Annotated in this window: 22 protein-coding genes; 9 read left to right on the top strand and 13 right to left on the bottom strand. The window is 58.0% G+C overall.

The annotated features are described in order from the left end of the window. Positions 1–40: 40 nt before the first annotated feature. The 7 genes from R3F50_04490 to R3F50_04460 all read right to left on the bottom strand — a co-directional run bounded on the left by R3F50_04490 (position 41) and on the right by R3F50_04460 (position 6,417). Positions 41–1,234 carry a tetratricopeptide repeat protein gene (locus R3F50_04490; GenBank protein ID MEZ5489564.1) on the bottom strand — a complete coding sequence of 398 codons (1,194 nt, stop codon included), beginning with the start codon at positions 1,232–1,234 and terminating at the stop codon, positions 41–43. Next, the gene (locus R3F50_04485; GenBank protein ID MEZ5489563.1) at positions 1,231–1,875 is read right to left on the bottom strand and encodes an energy transducer TonB; all 645 of its coding nucleotides are present in this window, start codon (positions 1,873–1,875) and stop codon (positions 1,231–1,233) included. The genes R3F50_04490 and R3F50_04485 overlap by 4 nt, the downstream gene beginning before the upstream one ends. Continuing rightward, positions 1,872–2,294: a biopolymer transporter ExbD gene (locus tag R3F50_04480; GenBank protein ID MEZ5489562.1), complete on the bottom strand. Its 423-nt coding sequence runs from the start codon at positions 2,292–2,294 to the stop codon at positions 1,872–1,874. Before R3F50_04480 ends, R3F50_04485 begins: the two co-directional genes overlap by 4 nt. Continuing rightward, positions 2,291–2,827 (bottom strand): MotA/TolQ/ExbB proton channel family protein, encoded by a 537-nt coding sequence (locus R3F50_04475; protein MEZ5489561.1) that lies wholly within the window; start codon positions 2,825–2,827, stop codon positions 2,291–2,293. Before R3F50_04475 ends, R3F50_04480 begins: the two co-directional genes overlap by 4 nt. Beyond that, on the bottom strand, positions 2,817–4,196 hold the full coding sequence (locus R3F50_04470; GenBank protein ID MEZ5489560.1) for a MotA/TolQ/ExbB proton channel family protein: 1,380 nt from the start codon (positions 4,194–4,196) through the stop codon (positions 2,817–2,819). Before R3F50_04470 ends, R3F50_04475 begins: the two co-directional genes overlap by 11 nt. After that, complete coding sequence (locus tag R3F50_04465) at positions 4,193–4,972, bottom strand: DUF3450 domain-containing protein (protein MEZ5489559.1); 780 nt, start codon at positions 4,970–4,972, stop codon at positions 4,193–4,195. The genes R3F50_04470 and R3F50_04465 overlap by 4 nt, the downstream gene beginning before the upstream one ends. A gap of 209 nt (positions 4,973–5,181) precedes the next feature. Further along, a complete protein-coding gene (locus R3F50_04460; GenBank protein ID MEZ5489558.1) occupies positions 5,182–6,417 on the bottom strand; it encodes a saccharopine dehydrogenase NADP-binding domain-containing protein in 1,236 nt (411 codons plus the stop codon). Between the two features lie 690 nt (positions 6,418–7,107). Between R3F50_04460 and R3F50_04455 the strand changes: the two genes are divergently transcribed. The 4 genes from R3F50_04455 to R3F50_04440 all read left to right on the top strand — a co-directional run bounded on the left by R3F50_04455 (position 7,108) and on the right by R3F50_04440 (position 11,118). Beyond that, positions 7,108–8,538: an amidohydrolase family protein gene (locus tag R3F50_04455; protein ID MEZ5489557.1), complete on the top strand. Its 1,431-nt coding sequence runs from the start codon at positions 7,108–7,110 to the stop codon at positions 8,536–8,538. A gap of 190 nt (positions 8,539–8,728) precedes the next feature. Beyond that, positions 8,729–9,736 (top strand): hypothetical protein, encoded by a 1,008-nt coding sequence (locus R3F50_04450; GenBank protein ID MEZ5489556.1) that lies wholly within the window; start codon positions 8,729–8,731, stop codon positions 9,734–9,736. Positions 9,737–10,230: 494 nt separating this feature from the next. Next, on the top strand, positions 10,231–10,446 hold the full coding sequence (locus R3F50_04445; GenBank protein ID MEZ5489555.1) for a SlyX family protein: 216 nt from the start codon (positions 10,231–10,233) through the stop codon (positions 10,444–10,446). A 186-nt stretch (positions 10,447–10,632) separates the two neighbouring features. After that, positions 10,633–11,118, top strand: coding sequence for a hypothetical protein (locus tag R3F50_04440; GenBank protein MEZ5489554.1), 486 nt, complete (start codon positions 10,633–10,635; stop codon positions 11,116–11,118). Between the two features lie 40 nt (positions 11,119–11,158). On the opposite strand, the gene R3F50_04435 is transcribed toward R3F50_04440, so the two are convergent. Beyond that, positions 11,159–12,802 (bottom strand): sodium:solute symporter, encoded by a 1,644-nt coding sequence (locus tag R3F50_04435; GenBank protein ID MEZ5489553.1) that lies wholly within the window; start codon positions 12,800–12,802, stop codon positions 11,159–11,161. Between the two features lie 261 nt (positions 12,803–13,063). Here R3F50_04435 and R3F50_04430 point away from each other — a divergent pair, with 261 nt between their 5' ends. Beyond that, positions 13,064–13,546 carry a cytochrome c gene (locus R3F50_04430; GenBank protein ID MEZ5489552.1) on the top strand — a complete coding sequence of 161 codons (483 nt, stop codon included), beginning with the start codon at positions 13,064–13,066 and terminating at the stop codon, positions 13,544–13,546. Between the two features lie 204 nt (positions 13,547–13,750). On the opposite strand, the gene R3F50_04425 is transcribed toward R3F50_04430, so the two are convergent. From R3F50_04425 to R3F50_04410, 4 genes are all read right to left on the bottom strand, one after another. Then, positions 13,751–14,611: a cytochrome c gene (locus tag R3F50_04425; protein MEZ5489551.1), complete on the bottom strand. Its 861-nt coding sequence runs from the start codon at positions 14,609–14,611 to the stop codon at positions 13,751–13,753. Between the two features lie 256 nt (positions 14,612–14,867). Then, a complete protein-coding gene (locus tag R3F50_04420) occupies positions 14,868–16,499 on the bottom strand; it encodes a PQQ-dependent dehydrogenase, methanol/ethanol family (protein MEZ5489550.1) in 1,632 nt (543 codons plus the stop codon). A gap of 2 nt (positions 16,500–16,501) precedes the next feature. Continuing rightward, entirely contained in the window at positions 16,502–17,332 is an 831-nt protein-coding gene (locus tag R3F50_04415; protein ID MEZ5489549.1) for a c-type cytochrome, read from the bottom strand. A gap of 291 nt (positions 17,333–17,623) precedes the next feature. Further along, entirely contained in the window at positions 17,624–19,009 is a 1,386-nt protein-coding gene (locus R3F50_04410) for a M20/M25/M40 family metallo-hydrolase (protein MEZ5489548.1), read from the bottom strand. 357 nt (positions 19,010–19,366) lie between these two features. Here R3F50_04410 and R3F50_04405 point away from each other — a divergent pair, with 357 nt between their 5' ends. The 3 genes from R3F50_04405 (at position 19,367) to R3F50_04395 (ending at position 23,732) form a co-directional block, all read left to right on the top strand. Beyond that, on the top strand, positions 19,367–20,434 hold the full coding sequence (locus R3F50_04405; protein ID MEZ5489547.1) for a metallophosphoesterase: 1,068 nt from the start codon (positions 19,367–19,369) through the stop codon (positions 20,432–20,434). A 268-nt stretch (positions 20,435–20,702) separates the two neighbouring features. Next, positions 20,703–23,108: a xanthine dehydrogenase family protein molybdopterin-binding subunit gene (locus tag R3F50_04400; GenBank protein ID MEZ5489546.1), complete on the top strand. Its 2,406-nt coding sequence runs from the start codon at positions 20,703–20,705 to the stop codon at positions 23,106–23,108. A gap of 174 nt (positions 23,109–23,282) precedes the next feature. Further along, entirely contained in the window at positions 23,283–23,732 is a 450-nt protein-coding gene (locus R3F50_04395; GenBank protein MEZ5489545.1) for an HIT family protein, read from the top strand. Between the two features lie 243 nt (positions 23,733–23,975). Here R3F50_04395 and R3F50_04390 read toward each other — a convergent pair whose 3' ends face one another. Next, positions 23,976–24,806 (bottom strand): hypothetical protein, encoded by an 831-nt coding sequence (locus tag R3F50_04390; protein ID MEZ5489544.1) that lies wholly within the window; start codon positions 24,804–24,806, stop codon positions 23,976–23,978. A 373-nt stretch (positions 24,807–25,179) separates the two neighbouring features. Between R3F50_04390 and R3F50_04385 the strand changes: the two genes are divergently transcribed. Further along, on the top strand, positions 25,180–26,700 hold the full coding sequence (locus tag R3F50_04385) for an alkaline phosphatase D family protein (GenBank protein MEZ5489543.1): 1,521 nt from the start codon (positions 25,180–25,182) through the stop codon (positions 26,698–26,700). The last annotated feature ends 80 nt before the right edge of the window (positions 26,701–26,780 follow it).

Genomic DNA, 26,780 nt, shown 5'->3' with positions numbered 1-26,780 from the left:
GCGAGACAGATTGGGCTCAAGGATAATCCGAGAGCCGCACTTATCGATTGTTGAGAGAGTTTATGACGAACCGGTCCAGGCGCTCGGCGCGCTCTGCGTATTCCGGGTCGTTCTGCAGGCGCGCTATAGCCTGGCTGGCCGACTCCAGGTTGCCAAGGTTGATTTCGGTGATCGCCAGCAGGTAGAGGACCTGTGCCGGGGTGGACTCGCCGGCAATTCTGACAGCCTCCTGCAGTGCCGCCCGGGCCTCCGTGTAGCGTTCCCATTGCAGGTAGAGCTGCGCTGTCTTGAGATAGGGCTCACTGTCAGGCTTCAGGTTCGCGGCAGTTGCGAAAGACTGTACCGCCAGTTCCAGTTCCCTGGCCAGCATCCACATTTCCCCCAGTAGCATATGATCCTCGAACCCGATGGCTTGCGGATCGCGCGCCCGTTGCACATCGATTGCCGCCGAAAAAAGGGTGGCGGCATCTGCCGGCATGCCCAGGGTGGTAAACAGGCCTGCCAGTCTTCTGCTGTCCTGAAAAGTCAGCTCCTCGATCTGTGCAGCCACCACCAGCCCGGCGGTTCCTTTCGGGATGTCTTCGATCAGCAGGTAGAGACTGGCCAATTGTCGCCACCAGCGGGTCTGATCCGGTTGTGTTGCGATCAGGGATTCAAGCAGACTGACCGCCTCGCCGGTACGACCAGTCCTGGTGTAGGCATAAGCGAGCAGCTCAGTCCATTGTGGCGGGGGTGCTTCCGATTCGGCTATCGATCGTTCCAGATACACAGTGGCGTCCGCGAAACGCTCCAGTTGCAGGTATGTGTAGCCCATCAGAATAAGTTCGGTGGGCATCGGGTCCTCTACCTCTCCGGCCCATATTTCCATCTGTTCGAGGGCCAGCTCGGGGCGGTTATCCATCAGCAACAGTTGGGCGAACAGCCGCCTGAGCCTGGGAATAAAGGTAATGACTCCTGCGTCCAGGATATCCTGCAGTTCTCCCACGGCGGTGTCGACCTGATCCAGCTGTATCAGCAGGCCCGCTATCTCATAGGCGATAAAGCCTTTCTCGGTGGGGCTCATGCTGCGGCTTTCCAGCAGTTCCCGCAGGTCACCCAGGGCGGTCTGGGGATCCTCCACGGCGCGCTCCATGATGACGAACAAGCGCTGTGAGAGTCGCGGAGAAAGCCGCTCGGCGGCATCCGCCAGGGGCAGGCTTGCACACAGGACAAGGGCCAGCAGCAGGCGGATCACCGGCCTGTCTCCAGGCTGAAGTTGATGTGAATCTGGGCCAGGGTGGCAATCGCCTCGCCACCCTGGGTGACGGGCCGGAAGCGCCAGCGCAGCGCCGCGTCGGTTGCGGCACGATCAAACACGTTAGGTGGTTCGGAATCGATGACGACGGGGTCGCTGACCGAGCCATCGGCATTCACCGTAAACAGCACGTCCACCCAGCCTTCAATCCGGCGCATCCTGGCGGAAGGAGGATACTGGGGTGGCAGCATGGTGAGGGGAATCAGGTCTTCCGCCATCATGATGTCCATGTCTGCCACACTGCCTTCGATCAGGGTCTGGCCCAGGGCAATTCCACCGCCTTCTCCAAGCAGACTGGTCACTTCGTAGGAAGCTACATCGGTAGGCAGGGATGACACGCGGTTGGCGATGCTCTGCACCTCGGCTCGCGGACGCTGAATTTCCTGGGGTTTGGGTGGCGGTGGTGTGCGCCGGTCACGGGAGCGGGTTTCTTCGTCCATGGAGGTGCGCACGAACTCGATGGGTTGGGTGTTGATAAAGTTAACGACCCGTGTGGACTCCCGGGAAATCATGTTATCCATGAGCAGGAACAGTCCGAGGTTTATTAAGATCGCAGTAATTGTCACCAGAACCAGTTTCACCGGGTAAAATCCTGGCCGGGCGCGGCGGCTGCAAGCGCCACGTTATCGGCGCCGGCCAGCCGGGCCTGGTCGATGACCTCTACGACTACACCGCTGCGGGAATTCTGATCAGACAGGACCACGACAGAAGCGTCAGGTGTCTCGACAAACATGCGCTCGATCGCGCCACGCAAACGTCGGATATCGACCTGGTTACGGTCAATCCAGACTTCCCCGTTTTCTGTCACTGCAATCAGTATGGTCGCCGATTGCCGGACCACGGCGGAGCGGGCCACGGGCTGGTCCACTTCCACACCGGGAAATTTGACGAAAGTGGAATTGACCGCAAAGAAGATCAGCAGAATAAACACCATATCGATGAGCGGTGTGAGGTTGATGGCAGCGCTGCCGCTCTCTTCCTGGGTGTGCAGTTTGATCATCGGGTTGCCTCCGCATGTTCGTGCATCCCGTCCAGGTTCTCGGCCAGGTGTTCGGTCTCGCGCTGGAACCTCTCTTTCAGATCATTGGCGAAGTACATGCCGGTCAGTGCCGTCAGGAGGCCCGCCATGGTGGTTACCAGAGCCTGGGAAATGCCTTCGGCCATGCCTCGGACATTACCGGTGCCGAATACTGTCATGACTTCAAAAGTTTTAATCATTCCGGACACCGTTCCCAGCAGCCCCAGTAAGGGCAGGATCGCGGTGATAACCTGAATAGTGCCGATCCAGTTCGACAGCCTGTTGTGAAATCCAGCGGTGAGGCCTTCCCGCAGGCGGTGATTGACCAGCTGGCTGTGACTGCGTCGGGCATGCCATTCGGCGACAGTGTCGCGGACCAGAATTTTTTCCTGTCGCCAAAGAAATACATAGCGGTCCAGAATCAGAATCCACATGATCGTTGAAAGACCGAGAATGGCCAGCATGATCCAGCCACCGGCAACCAGTTCACTGTCATAAAACAACTCAACCAGCATGGGCTGTCTCCCCGGCCCGGCCTCTGGCGAAAAGGTCTGCGGCGGTCTCATCGAGGGCAGTAATCAGATTGTTTGCCCTGCCCTGTACGAAGCTGTGAATGAGCAGCAGCGGTATGGCTACAGAAAGCCCCAGCTGGGTAGTGATAAGAGCCTGGGAGATACCGCCGGACATCAGGCGAGGGTCACCGGCACCGAACAGGGTGATCACCTGGAATGTTTCTATCATGCCGGTCACGGTTCCCAGTAGCCCCAGTAAGGGGCTGACAGCGGCAAAGATAGACAGGGTTGCCAGGCCACGTCGCAGCTTCTGGGCGGCCGTGGTAACTATCTCATCCATCTTGGCTGACATGGCTTCAGCATCTGCCAGGTAACCTGGGTCCCGGGCGATCTTTCGGAGCGCATTAACGGCATGGTTGCTGTCGGAGGACTCCTCATGCAGAGCTTTGCGGGCTTTCTGGCTTGCCAGCGAGACCACGATCAGGCGCTCCAGCCCCAGCAGCAGACCGATGGCGCCCAGGCCAATAATGATGTAGCCGATGATGCCACCCTGTTGCAGTCGTTCGGCCAGCTCAGGTGTTTGAATAATAAGGGATAGAATGGCACCCCGTGACGGATCGATAGCGACCGGTGCGAGCTGCTCTTCTGCGTTTTCGAAAGCCCGGGTGACTCGCGGGTCGACGCCCAGCGGCTGCCGCGCCAGAGCCAGTAAACGACCGCTTTCCGGCAGAAAGCGCAGGTAGGCGCCTTCGGACAGAGCGGTGAATGTCCCAATCCGCGTCACCTCGCGCATTTCCTGTTCACCGCCGGCGGTGATGACCGGTGCCTGGTAACGGGCAACCTGGCCGCTGTAATTCATCTCTTCCAGCAGCAGCAGCCAGAGCTCCCGTAATTCTTCCGCGCTGGGGATGTTCTCACTGGCGTTGAGTTTTTCCAGCAGCGGCAGCCGATTATCCAGTTGCGATGACACCATGGAGTTCTGCACCATGGGCAGTGCATCACCGGCCACCTGGGTGACAACGGCAAAGACCTCCGTGAGGTCGCCGGAACGTTCCGACAAAAGGTCTTCCAGTTCGGCCAGGTCATCCTCTCCCTCATCATAGGCAGCACGCAGCCGATCAGCTTCTGCTTCGGCGGCCTCCCGTCGCGCGGTGGCTTCTTCCATGAGCACGGCCTGCTGGTCTCTGGCTTCGATAAAGCGTTGCTCCCGTTCCTGCAGCTCGGCCCGGCGCTGGGCTGTGCCCTGCCGGACCGAGTCGATCAGCTGCTGAATGGTCCGGGGCGGGCTGTCTGGCTCGCCGGGTTGCGGCTGGGGTTCCTGGGCCAGCGCCGCGCCACTGAGCAGGATCAGGAGTAAGAAAAGCCGTCTCATTGGATTTCCCCTCCGGTCCAGAAAGGCAGATCGATGAGATTGGGGGGTGCCTGCTCACGGGCGACCCGGATGGCAAACTCGATGTCATCCAGGTAGTTTTCCGGCAGCCGCTGCCAGTCGCCGGCCTGCTGATTCCAGATGCCGGCCTGCGCCCGATCGAGGCTCAGGAAGAACAGACCGACGCGTCCTACGCGCAGAAAGTCGACGGTGATTTCCCGACCGTTAACGGTAGTGAGGCCCTCATAGGCTTCCAGGGTCTGACCATACTCCGCTTCGATCTGGTAGGCCTCGATGACACGGCGGTATTTTTCGGCGATGTCCACATCGGCTCGCGTGATAATGGCGCGTAAGGCCGCCACCCGCGCGTGTCGCTCCTCGCTCAGCATGGGCTGATCAAGCTCAACAAACTGTTCGAGCACTTCCACCATTTCGACGATCAGTGGCACGATTGCCTGCCGGACCACCTCGATCTCGCTCAGCTCGGCCTGCATGCGGACCCGCTCAGCCTCCTGGCTGGCCAGCAGCTGGCGCAGGTTTTCATTGTAGGTCTGCAGGTCCTCATAGCGTTCGATCTCGCGGTTATAGTTGGCAACCAGGTCCATAGTCTCATCGTCCAGAGACTCGATACGCTGCTGGCTCTGCTGAGCGTCCTGCTGGTATTGCTGCTGGGTTTGCAGAACCGCATCCGGGTCCTGGGCGAACGTGCTGTCTGCCAGGCAGGCCAGCACCATCAGGCACAGCCGCAGAAGGCTTGAGGGTGTCAGTAAGTTGTGCATTGTAGTCATTTCACCGGCTTGCTCGTGTCAGGAATTGCCCGAAAGTTGCTATCAGAGCTGTTATCAACGTTGTTATCAATGAGAGTTGAATTCTGCTGAAGGGCTCAGTCAGACATTCTAACCTGTTCATTATGACAGCTAATTTTCGAGAGTCTTTCAACCTGTGACGAATTGCTACAGGTGCTGAGGGTTGCCGACCTGGAACCGCGCTAGGATTTGCCGTTTTTCAACAACTGAAACTGCATTCCGGCATGATCGATCAGCCGGCGGATGAGTTTTCTGCCCAACGCCGTGGCCGGAGTCCAGAAGCCGCCGGGAAGCTTTTCCCTGGGGATATCCAGCGCCAGGCAGATACCGGCCTGGGCCAGCATTTTGGCCGTTGAACCGTAACCCGGGTCCCGATCGCCGGTCACCCTCACCAGCAGGCTCTGGCCCTGTTCGGTGGTGCCGTGAAAGCGCAGGTCGAAATAACCGTTGCGCTGCTCCTCGGGAGGAGGACCTTCCCCCGGTTCGGGTAGAAATTTCAGTGCCAGCCAGCGGAGCGGAGGCACTGTCATGACAATCGGTATCAGTGCCAGACCCAGAGCCGTTTTCCGCGCACGTTTTTTACCCTCGGGCTCTCCGCCGGTCAACAGTGCCTCGTCATACAGGAAATGCCTGTGGTAGGGCGGATTCAGCAGGGCATTGCTGCGCAGCACCACCCGGGTGTTGATAACCGCCATGACAAAAGGGGCGGCCCAGGAATCAAAATCGGCATCGTATTCTACCTTGACGGAGTGCTGGGTCGGCCTGGCCTCCGGTGTGGGTGGACAGAGCGAATAGGGGTCCTTGATTTCCTCCCGCAGGTGTTTATCGCCACTTGCCTCTTTGAAAAGATTCACCATGCTGGCGATGGTGCCGCCGGAGGCACTGCCCTTGAGTCCTTTCACCCGCATTTTGACCTGCTGGCAGGGGCTGCCGAACTGCTTTTTTGCCACCTGCTGCAGAAAGTAGACACCCAGATCCGAAGGGATGGAATCAAACCCGCAACAGTGGACGATGCGGGCTCCGGAGCCCTGTGCGGTGGACTGATACCTGTCTATCATGCGCCGTATCCATTGCGGCTCTCCTGTCAGGTCGCAGTAATCGGTGCCTTCTTCCGCACAGACTTTAACCAGGGTTTCCCCGTAAAGTGCATAGGGCCCGACGGTACTGACCACCACGCGGGTTTTTCTTACCATTCTGCGCAAGGCCTCCTCGTCGCTGGCATCGGCGACGATAGAGTTTATGGCGTGATGGGGTTTGCCCAGGCTCAGCTTCACCTGGTTCAGCCTGGCTTTGGAGCGGCCCGCCATGGCCCAGTGCAGGGTTTTGTCCTGCAGCTCCTCGTTCAGGTAGTGACAGACGATCTTCCCGACGAAACTGGTGGCGCCAAAGATAACTATATCGAAGGGTTTATCGCTCACTGCCTGATTCTCCTGGTTGCATTGTGTCCTGTCAGCGGTGGCCGGTTATTACTTGCTGGTAATTGCCTGTCAGTAAGAGCGTAGTGCTAATTGCGTGCTGATGATAGATGGATAGCTGCGACGATGCCATGTCGCAGACTGCTCAGGAATTGTGTCAGGCACTGGATCTCCTGCACGCCAACCGGCAATTGCCCGGACCGAACGCTTACAGGCTCAGGGTTGGGGAAAATGGACCGGGTCCGAGGGGTTGTCAAGGAATCGCAATCGGGTATCCCGGCACAAGCCGGTGCGAAGGGGAAAATACGCGCACCACTATGGGGCGTCGTTGCCGTGGTGCGTTGTAGCAGGCCGCTGTATTGTTTTAAAAAATCCATATATTACAGGCAGATATAAACTTGGCCCGGTCTTTGCTGTTACCTTAATACGTATCGACCGTAGCGCTAAATTTCCGCTGCATTATCGATCAAAGAGTTTCGATTTATGGATCCCGTCCGGCGCCTGAAGTGGATCCAGCCTTTCAAAGCAGTCAGCCTGCTTTGCTGCAGGCGGGCACAGTTCTCTCTCCAGCATTGAACGAACCTTGTTTAAAGCTGTTTTCAAGGCCCCTCACGGGGCCTTTTTTTTATCCCCACCCCGGCTATACTGACCCACCTTGCCACCACGCTTACTGCTGCCGGGAAACTACCTGTTGTGAAATTAGAAACTATTGAAATTGTGATACGGGCGATACGAACAGTGCCGTTGGCTCTATGCCTGACCGTGCTGATGGCGTGCAGTCCGTCAGAGCCCCAGGCGCCTGCATTTCAGGAGGCCCGCAGTGATGCAGTTCTGTACCAGGGCGCCCGCCTGCTGATCGGTGACGGGACCACGATAGAAAACGGTGTCCTGCTGGTTGAGGGCGGGCGCATTGCGGCAGTGGGTGAGGCAACTGCCGTATCGGTGCCTGAAAACGTGGCGCGTATCAATCTGGCCGGCAAGACAGTCATGCCCGCCATGATCGATGCCCATGCTCACCTGGGTTACGAGGGTTACCAGAGCTGGGGTGCGGAAAATTATTCCCGCGAGACTCTGATCGATCACTTGAACCGCTACAGCTACTACGGTTTCGCCGCGGTGTTTTCTGCCGGCAGTGATCCTCATGAGCTGGCCCTGGAGATCCAGCGCGCCCAGCAGCAGGGGAGTCTGGGGGGCGCCCGGTTTCTGTTTGCCGCTGGCATGGGGCCGCCGGGGCAGGGGCCCAATGATCGCTTTCTGGAACATGCGCTGGCGATTCAGGAAAGCACCGGCATGACGGTATTGAGCGGGCTGGCCAGTGCCGAACAGGCTCGCACCGCGGCAGCCGCCGTGGCAGGGAAAGGAATGTCTTTTATTAAAATCTGGGTGGACGATCGGGGCGGCAGCCAGGATAAGCTGGCACCGGAGATCTACCGTCCTCTGCTCATTGAGGCGCGTCAGCTGGGACTGGACGTACTAGTCCATCAGCAGTTTGTCTCCGACATGCCGGACCTGCTGGACGCCGGCGTGACGGGCTTTCTACACGGCCGCCTGGGTCCTGAGCTGGACCGGGAGCTGGCGGAACAGATCGCCGCAGCCGGTGCGTTTGTGGTGCCTAATCTCGGGCTGGGCGAGCTGCGGCGGGAGCGGGTCGCCGACGATCCTTTTCTGGCAGAAGCAACCGCACCGCAGGTGATAGCGCGTCTTGGTGAGAGCTTTGACCAGCGCCCCGTCTCCGCGGTCAGCGCCGATCAGGAGAGTGAGCTCAGAGAGTCCATGGGGCATCTACTGGCCGCCGACGTGGATATCCTGCTGGGCACTGATGCCGGCGCGGTACCGGATCACTTTTTCGGTTATACCGGGCACCGTGAACTGGAGATCTTTGTCAGGCTGGGAATGACGCCGGGGCAGGCGATCATGGCGGCCACCAGCAAACCGGCGGCGAGGCTGGGCCTGGAGGATCTCGGTACGCTGGCGACGGGAAAGCGGGCAGACTTTTTAGTGCTGGACGCTAACCCGCTTGAAAATATTCGCAACACCCGGTCCATTTCCCGTTTTTTTCAGGGGGGTGTCGAGGTGGATCGACAGGCGCTGCGGGAGCGCTGGATGGCGCCAGTGGCGCCTTAGTCAGGTTTATATACCGATTCAGTAGGAACTGCAGAGGACTGGCCCGGCAACCCTGGAGTCGCCGCCTGCCAGCGCCATGAATGCCTGTCAAAAGGCGCTGAATTTACTTGAAAAAAAGCTTTTACAGGCGTAGCTTTGGCCGGATGCCCACCGTTAATCCGCCTACCAAAACTAGAAGATGGAGGATTCCATGAAGAAGCAAGCTCTAGCAGCTTTAACCCTTACCTGCGGAGGTTTTCTGGCAGCACCCGTTGTGCTGGCCCAGGATTCCGCTATCCCCCGCACTGAATACGGCCACCCGGATTTCCAGGGTACGTTCACCTTCCGCACCATTACGCCCCTCAATCGCCCGCCAGAGCTGGCTGATAAAGAAGTTCTGACGCCGCAGGAGGCAGAAGAATGGGAGGCTTACGAGAATCAGCGGCAGAACCGCGACCTGATTATCGACTCGGTCGGCGGTGCCGGTTACCCCCCGGGCGTTATTTCCTACAATGAATTCTGGTACGAGCGCGGTAGCGAAACTATCGAATCACGCCGCACTTCGCTTATCTACGATCCACCCAACGGCCGGATTCCCCCTGCCAACGAAGTGGGCCGCATGCGTCAGGCCGAGTATCAGCAGATGGTGTTTGAGAGCGCCGGTCCGGAAGGGCGGACCACAGTGGACCGTTGCATCACTGGTTTTGTCGGTGGTCCTCCGATGATCCCGGGCTCCTACAACAACAACATGCAGCTGGTGCAGACTAAAGACCATGTCATGATTCTCAACGAGATGGTGCATTCAGCCCGCATTATCCCGTACGCCGATGAGCACAGCGACAAGCAGCTGAAATGGGAAGGCGACTCCATTGCGCGCTGGGAGGGTGACACGTTGGTTATCCATACTCAGAACTGGTACCACGATTACAATCTGCGCGGTATGTCAGATCAGGCGATGGTAACCGAGCGATTCAACTGGTTAGATGAGAATACTCTGGAATATGATTTCACCGTGGAGGATCCGCTGACCTGGGATGAGTCCTGGTCTGCCCGTCTGCCTCTGCGCCGCTCCGCCGATCCGGTCTATGAATACGCCTGCCACGAGGGCAACCACGGTTTGATGGGAATCCTGGCCGGCTGGCGCCGCTACGAAGTCATGGGCTTCAATGGTGATGGTTCGCCCAAGTCCGAGACTGGGACCGTTGCCACCCAGGAATAGCTGCTTAAGGCTTTTCCGTTCTTTACAAAAAGACCACTGGCTTGTTGAGTCGGTGGTTTTTTTTGGTTGTATGTTTTTGCTTCGAGGGAGATGGTGGTGGACGGGCAGCTTGGCGGGGCTCCGGGTAAGTTTTCCCTCACGGCCTGCGGCCTGATTGTTCGGGAAATCTTCCCCGGAGCCCCTGGGCTTCGACTCGGCAGTGCACAGACTCGTTACAGGGGCGCCTGGTGTGAGCAAGTCCGGACTCGGAGGGTGATGCGTTCCCTCAGCTGTTGGTGAATCAGCAGGAGTAACCGGCCGTTCGGGCCTCAACCAACCAGCGGGTCCCGTCAGGGTTTCTGAATCCGGCACATTTGATGGCACAAGCTGTATCAGCGAGGTAGGATGCTGCCAGCAGGGCATAGGACCGGAGATTGTGGAGGATTTTCATTCTGGAATCCTCGGGACCCGACTACTGCCGATCAAGTGCCGCAGGCCAGTGGGAAAATACAAGCATGGTAGATTTAACTGAAGACATCGTCGAATTGCAAACCAAGGTACAATTCCAGGAGGATATCATCCAGAAACTGGACGAGGTTGTGATTCGGCAGGCCCGCCAACTGGATCTGCTGATGCGGAGACTGGCGGTGCTGGAGGATCGTCTGGAACAGATTATTATGGAGCGGGACAATCCGGCTGCTGTGGCCGAACCCAGGCCTCCTCATTACTAAGGACCCTCTGATTAATTCACGCAGAGCATCGCGGTAGTTGATCAGAGGGCCCCTGGGGTGGCTCTGATTACGGGTCGTCATCATCAAGTATAAAGAAGCAGAACTTCCAACCTCGTCGTTTATCAAATAACAGCAACCTGGCGCCGGACTTGCCGTCCTGAGGCCCGGCCACTAGTGGAGTCACCCATGAGAATCCTTGTTTCGCTACTACTGTTGTCTCTGCCGGCGCTGGCCATGGCGCAGGATTTCTCTCTGGACAATTACCTGTTCAGGTGGGAAGTGAAGAGGGTGGGGAATACCGAGTTCCGGGTAATGAAAAACGAAGACTCGGCCTATATCAATGTTTACCGGACCAGTGGCCTGGTGTCGGTTGCGGTCCGAATGCCGGGCCCGGATGCGGTGCTGGTCGGGCAGGCGCTGGCCCGTACCCAGGAGGTATTCGAGGCCCAGGAGGGCTCTTCGGACAACGTGTCCGAGGCCGTGGTGGCGGGCAATTTCACGGTAACTTTTCGTACTTCTCTGTTCAGTGGTTTCACGGTGGTGATTCAGGAAAATGACCGGAACAGCACAAACGCGGTGACGCTGAGCCGTGAAGAGGCCATCGGTATGCAGCCGGAACTGCTGCGAGCCAATGAGTACCTGGCGTTCATGGAGAGCAAACTCGCCTTCTAAGGCTCAGAGCCAGGGGGAATGTTAATTTCCATGGTGCCGTTTAACCAAGCGCCAGCAGTACCAGCAGTAATACCAGGAACCAGATCAGCAGGATGCCGCTGCGCCGCCGCCAGTCAATGGCGGCTTCGGTACGCAGGAAGCCATTTACGCTGCGCTCAAGGGTATCCGGCTTCAGGTGACTGCCATCGAGTGGATTGCCGTGCCGCCTGACCAGGGTGCCAAGACCAAACCCGATTCCGAAAGTAACTGCAAATCCAATCACGTTCCACCACAACCACGACACGCTGGGTACAAACAGCCAGAGCAGGCCATTTACGGCAATGCCGCACAGCAGCCCGGTGATTGCGCCGCGCCCCTGGGCGCGGGAGGTCAGCAGCCCCAGGGCGAATACTGCCAGTATGGAGCCATTGGCCATCGAGCCGATCTGATTGATGGCTTCCAGGACAGTACTGGCGATATCCCCGACAAAGAAAGCCATGACCAGGGTAATCATGCCCCACACCGTGGTAATGACTCGGCTGATAATCAGTTCTCGGCGATCGGACCAGGGTTTGCCGTGGTAGCTATGGTAGCGCCGGACGAAATCTTCCATGGTGGTGGCGCTGAGTGAGTTCAGCACCGAGTCGAGGGATGACATGGCAGCGGCGAACAGGGCCACGATAGACAGCCCCACTAATCCCACCGGCAGGTTGTTGATCATGTAAAGAGGGACTGCCAGATTATATTCAGGGCTGCCACCGGGCGCGGGCAGCGAGTCGATAAATTCCGGATTCGCGGCGGCGAAGCCGGCGATCCCGACACCCACCAGGCAATACAGCAGCACCAGCGGAAACCGTAGCAAACCGTTCAGAAACAGTGCCTGGTTGCTGCCATCGATATTTTTTGTACTGAGCGTTCTCTGTACCTGACTCTGATCACACCCATAATAAGACAGGTACAGAAAAACTCCGCCGATCAGCATTGGCCAGAACGCGAAGGTCTGACCATCTCCGACGCCGTGCGCGCTGAAATCCAGTGTGCGGCGCCGCTCGGCAGGCAGATTGTCCAGCATGGCCAGAAACCCGCCGTTGCTGTCCATCAGCATGAGCAGCAGCAGGCACAGCACAGCGACCAGAATAAATAGTTGAATGACGTCGCTGAGTATGACCCCGCGTATACCACCAAGCACATCGTAAACTACAGTGAATGCCCCCAGCAGAATAACCGCCCAGACAAACCCCAGCCCGGTTATCAGATCGATGACGATGGCAATACTGTAGACCGTCACCGAAGTGGCGAAGGCCCTGATGAACAGGAACAGCCCGCTCAGGGTGAGCCGCGTCCTGAGGTCGAATCGTGCCTCCAGGTAGGCATAGACTGACAACAGGCGCAGGTGACGGAACAGCGGCATAAAGAACAGGATCAGGCCAACCATGGCGAGGGGAACCGCCAGTTCGTATTGCAGCCAGACCAGCCCCCCGCCCGCGGCAAAGGCCACGAATGCCGGGGCGCCGAGGATACTGTTGGTGGAGCACTGAGTCGCCATGATCGACAGGGCTACCGGCCAGGCACCGATCCGGCGACCGCCCACGTAGTAGTCCTCCCGGCTTTCCTGTTGCCGGGACAGCCACCAGGCCAGGCCTATCAGGGACAGCAGATACACGGCTATGACCAGCCAGTCTAGGGTTGCGAGAGTTTGGCTCATGGCGTAGCCAAAACTAGCCTGGCACAGGACGCTTGTCCAGTGCGATACATTCTCTGCACAGCTTTGTCTACTTAAGGAACCTGCAAGTGGGTCAGGATGCACTGTTTTGGTGAATTTTGCAGGAGGCATGCGAGGCACCCTTGTGACAACGGGACTGCGGCGTAACGGATACTGGAAATCCAGTCGATCATCGTGCAATGTATAGCGGCACCGGGCACAATAGGCGCCCGACCTGGTATGTTTAGCAATGTGGAGTGAACGATGATAAGAAATGTTTTAACAGTTGGTTTGATTGCCCTGGCTTCCAGTTTTCTGCTGGTAACGAGTGCCCAGGATGGCCCGACTCCGGAGCAGCAGGCTCAGCAGGCTGCGGACACCCGCCAGTCGGCATTCAAGCTGCTCAGATACAACCTGGGTACCATCAGCGGTATGGCCCGTGGCACAGTGGAATTCGATGCGGCCATTGCCGAACGCAATGCCCGTCGTATTGCCGATCTGGCGCCGATGATTCCGGAGTTGTTCACTGCGATGGACACCCGGGAGTACGATGTTGAAACGGAAGCGTTGCCGGTAATCTGGGAACAGTTCGACCTGTTTCAGCAGCGGGCCCAGGCCCTGGTAGACGGCGCTAATGAATTTGCGGAAATCGCCGCCGGGGGCGATCGTATGGCAACGCTGGGGGCTATTCGTGCCCTGGGAGCCAACTGCGGTAACTGCCACGAGACCTTCCGGGTCGATAATTGAGCCCGCTGAAGAAGCAGTAGTATCAGAAGGCCCCGTGGGGCCGAATTCGTGGACCCACGTCAATAGTTAAAAAAACCGGATGGAACCAACGGTAGGCTACCGTTCCGGGTTTCATCCGGTTTTTTTTGAGAGCCACTCATGGGTTGGGGTGCTGTGTGAAATCCTGAACCAGGAAGTTGCCGAAATTTGCCAAGGCCTGCTGAATCAGCCTTCCCGCAGGAAAAAGGCCGCCAATGCGTCCCGGTCTTCCTGGGTCAACGGGCTGGTGTTGTGCTCGATAACCGGCTCCATCTCGCCACCGACGAATTCGCCGTCGGGCTTTATCCCCAGGAACAGGAAAAACGCAAAATCTTCCTCACTCCACTCCGAGAGTGCGCCCCGGGTAATGTTGTCAGCCTCGCCGTCCATCAGGGGGGCGCCGCTGAACTCCTGATCGTAAAGAGTGATACCCAGGCTGTTGCGGGGTGTGTGACATTCACCGCAGTGACCCAGGTTTCTGGCCAGGTAGGCCCCCCGTTGAACCTGCGGATCATCGTGGACGGGGAAATTCACCTCGCTCAGATCGGCCAGTCTATTCCAGAATGCCAGGGTCCAGCGGGCCAGACCCGGACGCAAATCATGATCCGGTACTTCGGACTGCACCGGGTCCTGCTGCATCAGCCAGGCAGCGATTGCCAGCACATCCTCATCTGTCATGCCACGGTACGAACGGTAGGGTAAAGCGGGGTAGTAAAAGCTGTCGTCTGGCGCGCGTCCGTGCTTCAGTGCCCGGATAAAATCCGTGCCTGTCCAGTTTCCGATACCGGTGGCGGCATCCGGCGTGATGTTGGGAACAAAGAAAGTGCCGAACGGGGAGTGCAGGCTCTGACCGCCGCTGAGCGCCTCCCCTCCATCGGGGGCCAGGTGGCAGCTTATGCAGCCGGCGGCATGCACCAGGTACTCACCGCGACCGACACTTTCTTCCGACGCAGGGATAGTATAGACGGGGAGAGCAGGCGGGAGATTCACCCAGTACGTAACCGCCCCGAGCAGAATGATGGAAATGAGTAAGAATCTCAGTAACATGGTGCAGACACTAATTCTTTCTGCCGTGAAATTCAATCAAAGAGATCGCGGCGGTTAACTGCTCCACTTCTGCCTAATCAAATCATTGGGAAAAAACCCTGGAAAAGGTTTGGCATTTGGGCAGGGCAGCGCAAGGCAGGATAAGACAGGTCAGGACTGAAACAGGCGCAAGAAGCGTTGCTCACCGATACTGAATGAGCGTCTTGCGCCTGTTTCTCTCGCCGCAGCCGCGGCGCAGTTACTTTTTAAAAGCCTGCTAGTCCCTCAACCCGAAAGTGAATACCACATTACCCGCCGCGATGGTCACATACTGCTTACCGTCGACAGCAAAAGTCATGGGCGCGGCGTGTACCCGGGCTCCCAGGGACATATGCCAGAGTTCACGTCCGCTGCTGGCGTCCAGGGCAAAGAAATAGCCATCTACACTGCCACTGAACAGCAGGCCGCCGGCGCTGGACATGATGCCGGCGGTCGAGCGGGGCTGAATGGGAAACTCCCAGGCGATCTCGGCGGTGGCCGGGTCGATGGCTCGGATGGCACTGTTGTAGGTATCCATGGGCTGAATGTACTGACCGCCACCGCCAGTGAAGCGTTCGCCCACTTCATAGTCTTCATCACGCTTGAAGAAGCGCTGCTCTCCGTCGAAGGCATTGACGTAAAAATAGCCGGTCTGTGGATTGTAGGCAGGAGAGAACCAGTTGGTGCCTCCGCCGATAGCCGGTGATACCACCACGCCTTCGTAGGTTGGCTCCATGCCGGGTACACGGATCGGTCGGCCGTCAGCATCCAGGCCTTCGGCCCAGGTCTGCAGGGCATAGGGCTGACCGACCATGAAATCACCGTCGGTGCGGTCGATGGTGTAGTAGAAGGCGTTGCGGTTGGCCCACATCATGACCTTGCGTTCCCGGCCCTGGTACTGAATGTCAGCCAGGATAGGAATCTGGATGGCATCGTAGTCATGCACGTCGTGGGGCGTGAACTGAAAATGCCAGGCGATGTCGCCACTGTCGGCGTCAAGGGCGAGAGCTGAATCGGAGTACAGGTTATCCCCGAGGCGCACGTCACCGTTCCAGTCCGGACCCGGGTTGCCGGTGCCCCAGTAAATCAGGTCCAGGTCCGGGTCGTAGGAGCCGGTAATCCAGGTTGCGGCACCACCGGTCTGCCAGGAATCTCCGGACCAGGTGGACACATTGGGATCCTCCGGGCCAGCGGTAGTGTAGGTGCGCCAGGCCAGTTCACCGGTTTCTGCATCGTAAGCATCGATGAAACCACGGATGCCGAATTCACCGCCGGCGATGCCGGTCACTACCTTGTCTTTGACGATAAGCGGTGCGGCGGTCTTGCTGTAGCCCTCGTCGTATCGGGCTACCTCGACATCCCAGCGGACGTTGCCGGTGCGGGCGTCAATGGCCACCAGGTGAGCATCCAGGGTACTCATGAACAGAGTCTCGCCAAGAATGGCCACGCCGCGATTGTTACGTCCGCAGCAGATGCGCAGGTCGTCCGGCAATTCGTGGTCGTAGCGCCAGTACTGACGCCCGGTGACGGCGTCCACTGCCACCAGGTTACTCGGTGCCTCGGTGATGAACATGATGCCGTCCACTACCAGCGGTGTGGTTTCCGCCCGGTCGAGCTCAGGAATCTGATACGCCCATTTCATCTCCAGTTCGCTCACGTTATCGCGATTGATCTGGTCGAGACGGGAATGGCGTTGACTGTCCAGGGTGCTGGAATACATCAGCCAGTTGTGGGGTTCGTCGGCGGCGTTGACGAGGCGATCCCAGGTTACCGGTGTAAAGGCGGGCGTGATGGGAGCCTCACGCAGTTGCTGGGCCAGGGCCTGGCTGCAAAAACTTGTTATCAACAAAAGTAGTACGAAGGGTTTCATTCTCAGTTCTCCTTGCGCAGAGAGAAGAGATAGGCGACCAGGTGGTCGATTTCAATCTCGGTCATTGTCTGGGCATAGCCGGGCATGGTGGAAGTGCGTTCACGTTGGAAGGACTCAATGTCGCTTTTGCGAAACGACCACAGGTTGGCATCGTCGTCGATAATCCTCAGACCGAAAGTATCCTCATTCATTCGCAGCCCCTCTACCACCGAGCCGTCCTGTTGTGTTACCCGCACAGTCCACCAGCGGGGGTCCACTTCTTCGTCGGGGTCGGTCAGGGAGCTCTTGAGTTCGTCAGGATCGAGGCTTTCACCAACCAGGGACAGGTCGGGCCCCAGCCTGCCGCCGTTTCCGTTAATCATGTGACAACGGGCACAATTGCCTTTGCCGTTGTACAACACCAGGCCGCTGGCGGGATCGCCGGGCAGATCGATGTTGGCCGGGTCGGTGCGCAGGGAATTGATGTAGGCCACCAGTTGCCACACCGTGGGGTCCGGTGTGTCGGCGGGAACCGGCAACATGGCCGTACCGGCGACACCCTGGCGGATTACGGAGAAGATACCGGCATCCGTGCTGGCCCGCCGCAGGCTACCGGTCAGATCCGGCGCCCCGGTTTCGTCGTTACCCTTGGCGTCCTGTCCGTGACAGCGTGAGCACTGGCGCAGGAAATAGGATTCACCTTCGCGGACATCGAAGGGCGTGTCATAGAGATTGCCCTCGTCCTGTGCCAGGGCCGGGGTGGCGCCTGAGCCGATACCGGCAAGGAAGAGCGACAGACAAACGGTAAGCTGATTACGCCACAAACGGCGCTGGAAGAGGTTACGCCAGGGCATGGTGCCTCCTTTTTCATTATTTTTGTTTTTTCGTTTTGTTGTTTCTGGTCTTGTTATTTAGCTTCTGGTGTTTTCGCTCGTCTCCTCAGGCTGTTGGATATTCTCAGGATTTTTGAGGAGACTCAGGTTACGAGGCTACCCCATAAAAGTCAAAGCACAGACAGCTTTATTTCAGGGGCCTCGGATTCTTTACCGTATTCCGTTGCGGTAAAAGATCCGAGGTTCCCAGAGCATCGACCTGTCCAGATCCTGTTTCAGATGCCGGATAATCAGTCGCTGGCTGCGGATCTGTTAATCGTGCACGACATTGCGAACAACGGCGTAGTAGTCGCCAATCGCCTGGCGGAATGCCGCCTCGCGCACCTGCTCATCATTGCCGTGGACCCCGGTATGTTCACCGTCCTCGGTGATCAGCGGGTTAAAGCCGTAGCTCACAATGCCCAGGTCGCGAGTGAAGTGACTGTCGGTAAAGCCGGTGCTGACCGACGGCAGCACCCGGGAACCGGGGTACAGCTCGCCAGTCACCCGCTCGATGGCCTGAAAAAGCCGGGTATTGGTTTCGGAAATGGCCGGGGTGAAGGCCATGATGACTTCCACTTCCACGCCGGTGGGTGCCACCAGTTCCCGCATCTCGGCGATAAACTGTTCAGCCGGTTTGTCGGGGAGGATGCGGCAGTCCAGTTCGGCCCAGGCCTCAGGGGGAATCACATTGATTTTGCTGGAGCCTTCCATGCGGGTCAGCGAGCAGGTATCACGGATCAGGGAATGATGGCCGGCGCGGCTGGCATGCAGCCGTTGCACGAATTGCGGGTCCTGGATTGCCCGGGCGATATCCGCGTAAGCCGGACCCCACTCATCGTCCATGGCCACCGACAAAGAGCGGAAATAGGTGGCCACCGGGCCAATGGCCCGGGGTGGCAGGGGATTCTCCAGGATAGTGTTGAGCGCTCGCACGATACGGGTCACAGAGCTGTCCGGGCGCGGGGATGAGCCGTGCCCCGGGATATCCACCGCGTTGAGTCGCAGCCAGACCGGCACTTTCTGGGTGACCTCGGTGCTGAATACGATTTCGTCGCCGTTTCTACTGCCCCCGCCGCCCTCATTAAGGAGGAACCCAACCCCGTCAAAGATATCCGGGCGGTTTTCGATAAGCCAACCGACCCCGAACATACCCCCGGCCTCTTCATCGGCGGTGGCCAGGAAAACCACGTCACGATTAAGCGGTTGGCCCGACCGATGCAGGCTCAGGAACGTGGCCAGCTGCGTGATTCCCAGTCCCTTCATGTCCCGGGTGCCGCGACCGAGAATAACGCCGTCGCGAATATCCCCCGAAAGCGGCGGAATGGTCCAGAACTCTTCATCTGCCGGTACCACATCGGTGTGTTGCAGCAGGATCAGCCCGGGCTGATCCCCGCCCTTCAGACGAGCCCAGATATTGCCCCTGCCGGGGGCACTCTCGGCTGTTTCGTATTCGATGCCCTCTGCCTCGAAGATCCTGGCATAGAAATCCACCGCCCGGTATTCATTGCCCGGTGGGTTGATGGTGTCGATACGAATAAAGTCCTGTAGCCAGGCTACGGCTTCGTCCTCCAGAGACTGGATGTCCTGGGCGTGACCTGGCAGGCCTGCCAGCAGCATGAAAAAGGAGACGAAATAGATCCAGGTTGCGCGTTTCACGGTTGATACCTCTTAGTAAACGGTTGGCCCATTGTAGGGAAAAAGGAGCATGGAAACCAATGGGTCCTATGGTGGGTTTAGTTGTCGGCTTCACTCAGGTCTGGCTCGATGAGGCGGGTTTGTAATGACGGCGGCAAGGCAGGGTGGTCTCTCTTGTGGGAGATGCGCACCAGACTGAAGGTACACACTTGCTCAAAGCGAGATTCAGGCCTGCTTTTCGGGGCAGTGAATCAGTTAATATGTTGTGAACGGAGCAGTCAACGCGAACAGCTCTCCCGAACAGTCAGCTTAGCAAATGAGCCGCCCAATCCTGATGTTACCTCGAATACTAAGACGAAGTCTGATCAGAGAACCGCAATGAGTGAGGTGCGGGATCAATGGGACGATATTGAACGGATCGTCGCTCTTGGAGACCTTCACGGTGATTATGAACGCTATGTGGAGGCACTTTTCAGTGCCGGACTGGTAGATTCGGAACACAACTGGATTGGTGGCGAAACCCATTTCGTTCAGATCGGCGATATTCCTGATCGTGGGCCAGACAGCACGCGGATTATCCGGCACCTGCAAAGTCTGGAAAGACAAGCCCTCCGCGCAGGAGGGCGGGTACATGCGCTGATTGGAAATCACGAAGCCATGAACATGTCTGGTGAACTACGCTATGTGCATCCCGGCGAATTCGAGGCGCTGCGGAGCCCCCAAGCTGAGCAGTTGAGGGATACTTATTACAGTGTAATTAGCAAGAAAATCCGGGCTAAGCCCGCTCCCTCTCTCCACAACTATGTGTCTCGCCGCGAATGTGTTGGCAAAGTGGAAATTCCACTGGGTTATGTGGAGTACCGTGAACATTGGGCGCCGGGTGGTGAATTCGGAGAATGGGTTGCCGGCCATAACACGGTTGTCAGGTTAAACAATCTGCTTTTTGTTCATGGTGGGCTGAGTCTCAAGTATGCAGACTGGACCATCAGGGAAATCAACGAAAGGGTAAAGGCTGAGTTGCGAAATATCGATTCATTTGCAGATCCCATCACCCAGGATTATCTGGGGCCGCTCTGGTACCGAGGATTATCCCAGGATGAGGAAGCTGCAGCGCCTGCCTTCGTTGCTGCCCTACTGGAATCCCATGATGTAGATCATATAGTGGTGGGGCACACCCCGTGCTGCGAGACGATCGTGCCCAGATACGATGGCAAAGTACTGGTTATCGACTCTGGAATTTCCAGCTTTTATGATGGCGCACTGACACTGCTAATTGTCGAGAGAGGGGAGCTGTTCAACCTGCAGAGTGGAAAACGCTTTGCCATTCCTGCCGATGATTGTGAGTTGCTGGACTATTACCGCGCTATCTTTGCGCTTGAGCCTGACTCGGTATCTTTGCGTGAGTCGATCAGCAGGCTCGAGATGAAGGAGATGGAGTGGGGTTGAAAAAAGAAAATTGGCGTCCTGGCTGTTATTTTTAACCGAATGATTGAGTTTTTCGGCTTTGAGATTCCGTTGTTTATCTTGCATCAAAATACTGCCTGCATTGCTAGTATCACCAGGGTCATCTTGATTACTTTATAAGCATGTGGCTGATGGCAGTTTCCGTCCAGGTGCTGACTTTCGATCGTCTGATGCTTTTAAGCACTGCATTACGGTTGGATTTCGCTGCTTTTCGCCCTATGCTTGTGCAACCAAACAAGGAGAACACCCCATGGCCTACAACCTGCTCGGCAAGGATTTTGTCCCCCCTGACGTTCACGCCAAGGTAAAGGGTACCGCCCGCTACGCGGAGGATTTCAAGGTGGACGGCATGTTGTACAGCCGTCTGCTGACCAGCCCGGTGCCTCATGCCAGGGTTCGGAGCATCGACGCCCGTGCCGCGCTGGAGATGGATGGGGTGGTTGCTGTGCTGACGGCCGATGATGTTCCCCAGGCCGGTGGTGCTGAAAACCCCATTCTTACCAACAATCCCCGCTATGTCGGCGATCCAATTCTGGCTGTGGCGGCTGTTACGGAGCAGATAGCGGAAGATGCCATCGCTGCGATCGAGGTGGATTTCGAGCCCTTGCCGTTCACGGTCGATCCGCTCGACAGCCTGCGGCCTGGGGGCGCCAACGCCCACGTAGAGGGGAATGTGGGGAATTCAGCCCTGTCGGAAGCTATTCGCACCGTACGCTGGACCCGGGAGGATTTCGCTGTGCCGGCCGGTCAGCTGCCCATGGGTGAACCGGTGCGTGAGTGGACAGTGGGCGATCTGGATACCGGGTTCGCGCAGGCGGCGCTGGTTATTGAAGAAAGCTTCGTAACCGCCAGCAATTCTCACCTGTCCATGGAGCCCCGTTCGGCGTTGGCTTATTGGGAAAACGGCAAGTGTTTTCTCTATGGTTCCAGCCAGAGTCAGAGTTTTCCGGTGCCGGCCCTGGCCGCCTATATCGGTATTCCACCGGAGGACCTGGTGTTTATCGCCGAATTCTGTGGCGGAGGCTTTGGATCCAAGGGGTCCGGCTACCCGGCCATGTCCATTCCGGCTCATCTGTCGCGCCTGACCGGCCGTCCGGTGATGCTGAGAATCTCACGGGAAGAGGAATACTACATAGGCTCCGCCCGGCATGGTTTTCAGGGGCGGGCGAAGATTGGCTTTCGTGACGACGGGCGGATCACGGCCATGGATCTCTACGTAGTCCAGGATAACGGTGCCAATTCCGGCTTCTCCGACTGGCTGTCGGCCGGTGACGCGGTGTCGCTGGTGTATCAGCCCCAGGCCATGCGTTTCCGGGGAATCCCGGTGTTTACCAACACGCCGCTGAAGGGGCCCCAGCGAGGGCCTGGGCAGAATCAGATTGCCGTGGCGATCGAACCGCTGATGGACCAGGCTGCCCGTGAGCTGGGGCTGGACCCTTTACAGATCAGGGCAATTAATGCCCCGGAGTCTGATGCCCGCTATGGCAGTTCCAGTACCAATGTCACCAGCGCGCACCTGCCGGAAGCGCTGGCCAAGGGTGCGGAACAGTTTGGCTGGCAGGACAAGCTGGCTCTGAACGGGCAGCGCAATGGCAGCAAGGTGATCGGTATCGGTGTGGGACAGGCCTATCACTCGGCCGGCAGCAACGGTTTCGATGGCCTGGTACGAATTACCCCGGACGGCAGGCTGCATATTCATACCGGGGTGGGGAATCTTGGTACTTATTCCCACACCAGCACCTCACGGGTAGCCGCCGAGGTGCTCCAGTGTCGCTGGGAGAACTGCGAGGTTGAGAGGGGCGACAGCCGGCGCCATTTGCCCTGGAATCTGGGCCAGTTCGGCAGTAATACTTCGTTTACCATGACCCGCACAAATTACGTGGCCGCCATGGACGCAGTAGACAAATTGAAGGAGATCGCCGCCCTTGATCTGGGAGGCAGCGCCGCCGACTACGACATCGGTGACGAGCGGGTCTTTCTGCGGGCCGATCCGTCCCGGCATCTGACCTATGCCCAGGCGGCCACCCGGGCCATCGAACTGGGCGGTCTGTACAGCGGCGAGATTGCGCCGGAAGGTATAAACCCCATGACCGGCAGGTCGGTGGCCGGCCTGGCCGGCACTGGTCTGATCGGCGTCGCCCGGGATAACCTGCCCAAGGACGGCACGGTACCAGCGCTGGCTGCCGGGTTTGTGCAGATCGAGCTGGATCTGGAAACCGGTAAGTTCCAGGTGCTGGATTACGTTGGCGTGGCCGACTGCGGCACGGTGCTGCACCCGACCGGCCTGCGCAACCAGATATTCAGTGCCGCCTATATGGGCTTCGGCATGGCCGGGTTCGAACGCCATGCTTATGACCCTCAGAATGGTCTGCCGGCCAATACCGGGTTGTGGCAGTCCAAGCCACCCACCATCATGGATGCCACGCCGGCCATGGACTGGGCGGCGATCGACAAGCCGGATCCGATGAACCCGATTGGTGCCAAGGGTGTCGGCGAACCTATACAGGGCTGTGCTGCGGCGGCGCTGGTGTGCGCGATCTCCAATGCGCTGGGTGGCCATCTGTTCAACCGCGTTCCGGTCACCGCGGATATGATTGTGAACGCGGTGAGCGGCAGGCCGCAATCCCAGCGACCGCTCAGAACCAATACCGTTTAGAGCGTTCAGGTGCCGGTGGAAAACAGTAAAGCGGAAAGCTGGCCCGTAACCTGACCGCCGGGAAACCGGCCTTTCCCTGGTAGGTGCTTCAGCAGCGGCCTGATCGGGCGTCTATACTTCCTTGCTACGCGGATAATAGGAATACAGGAATACAGGAATACAGAGGGTTGCTGCATGAAAGCTGATTTCGTACTCGATGCCAAACTGGCGCACGACTGTCATCAGCTGGGTGAGCTGAACGAAGTTGTTCTGTTGCTGATGGATAACGCCCTGGTGCCCTGGTTCATCCTGGTGCCTAAGACCAGCGCCGTTGAGCTCTGCGATCTGTCAGAGCCCGCGCGTCGCATCCTGGAAGAAGCCATCGACAGGGTTTCGCTTCTGGTGCGCCAGCACTGGCCAGTGGAAAAGTTGAATGTCGCCGCTATTGGCAATGTGGTCAGGCAATTGCACATACACGTGGTAGGGCGTCGCCAGGGGGATTATTGCTGGCCTGGCGTGGTATGGGGGCGAACGGAACGGGAGGCCTATTCAGTGAGCCAGCTGGCAGAAATTCGCAGACAGCTGAAAACCACATTGGGGACGGATTTCAAGGAACATGGCCCCAGCCCTTCGGATTGCAACTAAAAAGGCGCCACTCGTCGCTCATTTGGAGCCAGCAAACCACGCTCCTCGCGCCTGGATTGGCGCTTTCTTAGTCACAACAGTGACAATCAAATTGGTGTGAGCAGGCCTCAAGAGATCAGCTTTTGTGCAGCAACGGCCAGGCAGAGGGTTTAAGCAGCCTGGCAGGTATTTCTCGCAGGCGTGTCTGCCTGCAGCACAGGCCAGGTGCGACCAGGTGGCCGCATTCTCCTGGCCCTTTCAGCATCAGGAAGCCTTGGCTCCAACTGCCTCCAAATTGCGAGTCTCTTGCACGGATTCCTCAACGCTGGCTTTCTGCTGGGGCTTGTTTTCTGCCGGATTGCTGTCGTCGGCGGCTTCGCTCAGCGCCGGCGCGGCAGCGGACACTGGTGTCACTTCTGTGTCTTCGTCGTGGCCGGATGAGTCTTCCGCAAGTGGCTCGACAGCCTCGTCCTGCTGAACCGATTTCTTAGTAACGGGTTCCTCGGTCGCGGCTTCCGCTTCTTGTAAACTGGCAGTTTCCTCAGCGGCCTGGGGTTCGGCAGGCTCAGGGTTCTGCGCTTCCACGCTCACTGTTACCGGTTCCGGGGCTGTTTCAGCGTCTGCTTCCACTTCCAGGTCGACGGGGTTCATGGCTTTACTGACGGCTTCGCGCAGTTCAATGGTGGCCACCTCATGGGCAATTTCCTCCCACTCGGGGAGCAGGCCGGGATTCAGCTGCAGGACATCAATCAGCTTGAGGGTCGCTGCTTCGACCAGGGCATCGTCCCCAATCGATTCAGCTCGCTGTCTCTGGTTGGCGAGGATGCTCAGGTAGTCGTTGGCCAGCAGCGAGAATCTTTCCTGGTCGATGTCGTTCAGACGCCGGTCTTCCCGCCCGTCCTGCCAGATTCTGGCGATATCCTGACTACTGACGAGAACCCGGTGGAAATCGGCAAGTTCAGCCAGGTTTCTGTCGATGATGGCAGATCGGGGTTCGGAGTCGTCCCGGTCGCGAATTATCCTGATCAGGTAAATCACCAGTACGATCAGTGCCGCGACTTCCACGACTTCAACAATTGTAGCGAATGCGTTCATGCAACCCTCCAACGTAATATAGCTTTGATTATTCTTAGAGAACCTCTGGCTGACTGCGGCAATTTTCCCGGCAATCGATCAGTGGTTCCTTGTACGATATGTGAATCGCGTTTTCAGTTTTTAGCAGCGCACGGTCGACAGTGCTGGAGTTCCGGTTCTTGAACGCCTGAGGGGGTGTCTTCTGGCTTAACACGACGTCTTTGCGTGTGATCTTCGCCAGAAACCCAGGGAACTCACCCTTATTGCAACACTGTGTCCTACAGATTGTAAACTATCGATGCTAGTCTGTCTGTGCGGTCTCTGCTCCCCTCCACTCTAACGGGAAGTGATTGAGAGCAGGCAAAAGTTGGCCTCCGTACTATGAGTATCAGAAATGATTAAAAGACGACAGTTCCTTCTGACTTCCACCGGGCTGCTGGTCGCCAGCAGGGCCATTCCTTCCTGGGGCGCCCAGGCGCCAGGCAACCCATTCTCCCTGGGGGTAGCGTCCGGGTCTCCGCGTCCCCATAGCGTGGTATTGTGGACTCGGCTGGCTCCGGATCCCATGAACGGGGGCGGGATGCCGATGGAAGATGTGGAAGTCCGGGTACGGATTTGTCGTGATGAGCAGATGCGTGATCAGGTGCTGGATCGGCAGGTGATCGCGCCTGCAGAGGATGCTCACTCGGTGCACTATCTGGCAACCGGACTGCAGCCCGGCACAGAGTACTTCTACAGGTTTTACCTGGGCGATGATGCCAGTGTCATTGGTCGTACGCGAACAGCGCCAGCACTGGACAGTGATGAACCGCTAACAGTTGCCGTTGCTTCCTGCCAGCACCTGGAAACCGGCCTCTACACCGCCTACCGTGACATGGCAGAGCAACGGCCTGACCTGGTGATTCATCTGGGTGACTATATCTACGAGTACGGCCCTGGTGACAGCAGCCGTGTGCGTCAACACATCGGTCAGGAGACCCGCACATTGCTGGATTACCGTAATCGCTATGCCCAGTACAAATCGGACCCGCATTTACAGGCTGCCCACGCCGCCAGCCCCTGGTTGCTCAGTCTGGATGATCACGAGATTGACAATAATTGGGCCGGCTATACCCCCGAAGACCCGGATTCACAGACCGAATTGGAATTTCGCGTGCGGCGGTGGGCGGCCCTCAAGGCCTATTACGAGCATATGCCGCTGGAACGGCGTCCTTCCCTCGCGGGTCTGGATTCTTCCCTGCCTCTCTATGACACTTATGATTTTGGCCGCCAGGTGAGAATCCTGCTGATGGATACACGCCAGTACCGGTCAGATCAGGTCTGCAGTCAGGCCTTCCCTTCAGCACCCGAATGCGAAGCGCGCCAGAACGAGAATCTCACCATGACAGGTCGGGACCAGGAGCAGTTCCTGCTGCGATTCCTGACGGAAAACCGCGCGCGCTGGCAGTTGCTGGCCCAGCAGACGTGGTTTACCCGGTTCCGCTATCCCGGTAATGAATACAACATGGATCAGTGGGACGGGTATGCCAGTCAGCAAGCGCGTATCCGTGACTGGCTGGCCGCTCCGGAGCTGAGCAATCCGGTTATCCTGAGCGGAGACTGGCACTGCGGATGTGCCATGGATGTACCCACTGATTTCGACGACCCCGAGTCTCCACCTGTTGCCGCGGAGCTTGCCACTACCTCGATTTCGTCGCGCTGCCCGTGGGCCTCTGCCGTTGCCCGTGCATTGGCTGAAAATCCGCAGGTGCGTTATTGGAGCGATGACAGGCGAGGTTATGTTCTGTGCCGCATAGATTCCAGCCAGCTCCAGGCTGACTATCGGCTGGTCAGCGATCCGCGATTGCCCGATGCAAGTGTTTCCACCGATGGCCTGTTGGTCGTGGAAAGCGGCAGCAGAGGATTCGCTGCCTGACGCCCGGGCTTTTTGGTGGTTTAATAGCCAGGTGCTGCTGATTGTCCAGCAGTTACGTGGTGGATCAATACATACATCAT

The sequence above is a fragment of the Gammaproteobacteria bacterium genome, from assembly GCA_041395725.1.
Classification (GTDB): domain Bacteria; phylum Pseudomonadota; class Gammaproteobacteria; order Pseudomonadales; family Pseudohongiellaceae; genus NORP240.
The sequence above is the reverse complement of the archived record's forward strand: the minus strand, read 5'-3'. Positions and strand labels throughout refer to the sequence as shown.

Coding starts and splice junctions, on each gene's coding strand:
- R3F50_04415 (MEZ5489549.1), bottom strand. CDS start 17,332: ATGCCCTGGCGTAACCTCTTCCAGCGCCGTTTGTGGCGTAATCAGCTT.
- R3F50_04430 (MEZ5489552.1), top strand. CDS start 13,064: ATGATAAGAAATGTTTTAACAGTTGGTTTGATTGCCCTGGCTTCCAGT.
- R3F50_04440 (MEZ5489554.1), top strand. CDS start 10,633: ATGAGAATCCTTGTTTCGCTACTACTGTTGTCTCTGCCGGCGCTGGCC.
- R3F50_04385 (MEZ5489543.1), top strand. CDS start 25,180: ATGATTAAAAGACGACAGTTCCTTCTGACTTCCACCGGGCTGCTGGTC.
- R3F50_04450 (MEZ5489556.1), top strand. CDS start 8,729: ATGAAGAAGCAAGCTCTAGCAGCTTTAACCCTTACCTGCGGAGGTTTT.
- R3F50_04480 (MEZ5489562.1), bottom strand. CDS start 2,294: ATGATCAAACTGCACACCCAGGAAGAGAGCGGCAGCGCTGCCATCAAC.
- R3F50_04395 (MEZ5489545.1), top strand. CDS start 23,283: ATGAAAGCTGATTTCGTACTCGATGCCAAACTGGCGCACGACTGTCAT.
- R3F50_04425 (MEZ5489551.1), bottom strand. CDS start 14,611: ATGTTACTGAGATTCTTACTCATTTCCATCATTCTGCTCGGGGCGGTT.
- R3F50_04420 (MEZ5489550.1), bottom strand. CDS start 16,499: ATGAAACCCTTCGTACTACTTTTGTTGATAACAAGTTTTTGCAGCCAG.
- R3F50_04445 (MEZ5489555.1), top strand. CDS start 10,231: ATGGTAGATTTAACTGAAGACATCGTCGAATTGCAAACCAAGGTACAA.
- R3F50_04400 (MEZ5489546.1), top strand. CDS start 20,703: ATGGCCTACAACCTGCTCGGCAAGGATTTTGTCCCCCCTGACGTTCAC.
- R3F50_04390 (MEZ5489544.1), bottom strand. CDS start 24,806: ATGAACGCATTCGCTACAATTGTTGAAGTCGTGGAAGTCGCGGCACTG.
- R3F50_04470 (MEZ5489560.1), bottom strand. CDS start 4,196: ATGAGACGGCTTTTCTTACTCCTGATCCTGCTCAGTGGCGCGGCGCTG.
- R3F50_04475 (MEZ5489561.1), bottom strand. CDS start 2,827: ATGCTGGTTGAGTTGTTTTATGACAGTGAACTGGTTGCCGGTGGCTGG.
- R3F50_04405 (MEZ5489547.1), top strand. CDS start 19,367: ATGAGTGAGGTGCGGGATCAATGGGACGATATTGAACGGATCGTCGCT.
- R3F50_04465 (MEZ5489559.1), bottom strand. CDS start 4,972: ATGCACAACTTACTGACACCCTCAAGCCTTCTGCGGCTGTGCCTGATG.
- R3F50_04435 (MEZ5489553.1), bottom strand. CDS start 12,802: ATGAGCCAAACTCTCGCAACCCTAGACTGGCTGGTCATAGCCGTGTAT.